The following is a 3,311-nucleotide window of genomic DNA, read 5'->3' on the forward strand; positions in this document are numbered from 1 at the left end:
TATACATAGTTTAAGAAAAACTAGGTTGTTTTTATGTGTTATAACATGAATAAGTATACTGAGAAAAAAAAGAGAAATCAAGTGTTTCAGAATTTTATCAAACGTCATATTGGGGAAAATCAAATGGAATTAGTAAGGGAATGTAATACGTTTTTATCATTTGTTACAGACAAAACGCTTGAAAAGAAAAAGTTATATAAAGCGAATCCTTGCAAAAATCGTTTTTGCCCAGTTTGTTCATGGCGTAAAGCGCGCAAAGATGCGCTAGGTTTATCTTTAATGATGCAGTATGTTAAGCAACATAAGCAAAAAGAATTCATTTTTTTGACTTTAACTACACCGAATGTAAAAGTTAATTACCTTGAAGATGAAATAAAAAACTATAATAAATCTTTCAAAAAAATGTTTGAACGAAAAAAGGTAAGAATGATTTCTAAGGGTTATGTTCGTAAATTAGAGATTACTTATAACAAAAAAGATGATACATATAATCCTCATTTTCACGTATTGATTGCGGTTAATAAATCTTATTTCAAAGATACTAAAGTTTATATTAAGCAAAAAGAATGGTTAGATTTATGGCGAGATGTTACAAATATGCCAGAAATTACGCAAGTCTATATTCAGAAGATAAGACAAAATGATAATAAAGAACTTTATGAAATGGCAAAGTACTCTGGAAAAGATAGTGATTATTTAGTAAATCAGAAAGTCTTTGATGCATTTTATAAATCTCTTAAAGGGAAACAAGTTTTGGTTTATTCGGGACTTTTTAAGGAAGCGAGAAAGAAATTAAAAAATGGTGAGTTGGATTACTTAAGAGAAATCGATCTAACAGAATACATTTATCAAATTTTCTATATTTGGAATAAAAAAGAGTATTTAGCAAGTGAGTTACATGATTTGAGTGAACAAGAAAAAAGAGAAATTAATAAGCGAATGATAAGTGAAATAGAGGAAGAATAAATAAAATTTTTAAGTTCCTTGTTATGTCTGGGTTCTAGTAGATATATTATTAATACGCATGACATGAAGCGTAGGTCTGAGGGTGCCAACAGAGTTGGCAAGGCGGAGCCGACCCAGCAGAGCGGTCAGACAAGCGAAATAGAATGCGTGGGCGAAGCCCTAAAAATAATAAAAATTCCTCTTATTCAGCACATATTTGAGTTCTGAGCGACGAAAAAATAAAGGTATTAAAAAATATGTGTTTTTGATGTTTGCTTTAAATACCCCTTTAAAATGCAAAATAAGGCTATTGAATTTTTGTTTTAATACAACAACACTTTAGTGGTGTGTAAGTGCGCCCTTAGAAATCACAGATAAAAATAAAAAGAACTTAATTAAACAGAGTTTAACTAAGATAGTCACGAAAAAAACTTTATTGTAAATGTCGAGTTTCTTCAATGTCCGAAATCAAGATATGAATTATGGTATGAATGAGATTAAGGGATAATTCTACTTTTTCATGGCATAATTGAAGATTTATTTAGGATAAGTTACATACATAATTCAACCGTACTTTTATGCCGAGAAAATTTATTGATGTTGAGAGGAACCCTTAACTAAACTTGTAGACGAATGTCGGTATAGCGTGAGCTATTAAACCGACCATTCGACAAGTTTAGGGTTTGTTAAGGGTTCAGAGGCTCAACGTCAATAAAGCAATTGGAATAAATCGATATAGTTATAGTTTATTTAAAGTTAATAATTTTTGTTTTAAAGTTTCTCTTTTTTTGTCAAGGGTAATGTTAGAGTATAAAATGTAACTTTTAGCATCCGGTTTAATATAATTATATTTTCTAGAAAGGAGAATGTATTATGGCGGAAAAAGATAAGAATAATAATGCTATGAGTAAAAGTGAAGCTGGTAAAAAAGGTGGAGAAAAAACCTCTCAAAACCATGACAAAGACTTCTATGAAAAAATAGGTGAAAAAGGCGGAGAGAAAACTTCTCAAAATCACGATAAAGAATTTTACGAAGAAATCGGTAAAAAAGGCGGAAAAAATAATTCTAAAAAATAGATTATTTTAATTTTTACTGATAAAAGCTAGTTTCTTTTAAAAGAAACTAGCTTTTTTTATTTGTTGTTTTTTATAATTTATAATGAACATGCTGCGGCAAATGCTGTTCCACATACTGCCTGACACGTTCCACCTGCTATTGGATTTACAATTAGCCATATACCGCAGTAGTGTGCGCATGCTAGTAGACCGCCCATGCTACAAGCAAAAGCTTTGCCATTCCATGTAAAACCGTAAGTAGTAGAGTCTTTTTTCTCTATGTAATTTTTATTTACAAGTATTTTATCTTTTGCGTTTTTTTCCATTTTTTGTTTTCCTGCTACAAACTTGGTTATTTTTTTGTTGTAGCTATCGTATATTGTTTCTGAAACTACAATTTCTTTTGTTTTTTCATTTTTATATGCTGTGTTAACTATGAAACCATATACATCTTTTTCTTTAGCTTTTTTAGATATGTATTTTAGTTTTGAATTTTTATCGTCTAATTTGATTTCTTTGAATCCAACTTTTTTCATTTGATTTTCAAAGTTTTTGATAGTTTTATCTTTGTCTTTTAAATTTTGTACAAATTTTATTTCTTCTTTGGACATTTGTTCTACAGTAGTATCTTTATTTTGTAGTTTCTTTTTTGATTTTCTAATAAACTATTTTTTTGTTCTACAGCTACTGTTAGTGAGTTAGAGAATCCTAGAGTAAAGATTAATAAAGCTAGTGAAATTATTGTTAGATTTTTTAACTTTTTCATTTGTTACCCCCCGTTGTTTTAGTATATTTTTATTATATAGGCAATTTATTTTTTAAACAATATCTATTGTTATTTTGTTTTATGGAGTGATTTATATGAATGATAAACTGAATAGAAATGTAGATAAATATATGAGGAGCTTACCTTGGTTAGGTATTATTATTAGTGTTGCTTTGCTTATTCTTTATTTTGTGATTGTTAGGGTGAAGGAAGATTTATTTATAGTTTTTTTATACTGTTTGGTTCCTATTTTTGTTAATACATCTATGTATATTTTATATTTAATAGTTACACGTAAGAGTAAATGATTTAGAGATTAAAAGTAATGAGTTGAGGTTCAGATTTAGTTTTTAAAACGAGTTAAAAACTCGTTTTTTCTTATCTTGATAATAAGGGTAACTATTTCGATTTGATATAGTTACCCTTAATCCTTTGCTGTGTCTGGTTTCAAACGCAAAAAAGTTGCTTTTTTCAGCATACTATTGTATCGTTTTAGGTGTCTAAGCTAAACGAAAAATAGAAAGGAGAAAAAGCAACTTTTTTA

General features: G+C 28.7%; 3 protein-coding genes. 2 read left to right on the forward strand and 1 reads right to left on the reverse strand.

Features of this window, described 5'->3' with window-relative positions; genetic code table 11:
- Positions 1-45: 45 nt before the first annotated feature.
- A complete protein-coding gene (locus LN051_RS11370; RefSeq protein ID WP_229293689.1) occupies positions 46-966 on the forward strand; it encodes a protein rep in 921 nt (306 codons plus the stop codon).
- Between the two features lie 852 nt (positions 967-1,818).
- Positions 1,819-2,022, forward strand: a complete 204-nt coding sequence (locus LN051_RS11375; RefSeq protein WP_274704581.1) for a KGG domain-containing protein — start codon at positions 1,819-1,821, stop codon at positions 2,020-2,022.
- Positions 2,023-2,099: 77 nt separating this feature from the next.
- Here the strand turns inward: LN051_RS11375 and LN051_RS11380 are convergent, their stop codons facing one another.
- The gene (locus LN051_RS11380) at positions 2,100-2,612 is read right to left on the reverse strand and encodes a putative immunity/bacteriocin fusion bifunctional protein (RefSeq protein ID WP_229293688.1); all 513 of its coding nucleotides are present in this window, start codon (positions 2,610-2,612) and stop codon (positions 2,100-2,102) included.
- Positions 2,613-3,311 lie beyond the last annotated feature (699 nt).

This window comes from Staphylococcus ratti, from assembly GCF_020883535.1.
Lineage (GTDB): Bacteria > Bacillota > Bacilli > Staphylococcales > Staphylococcaceae > Staphylococcus > Staphylococcus ratti.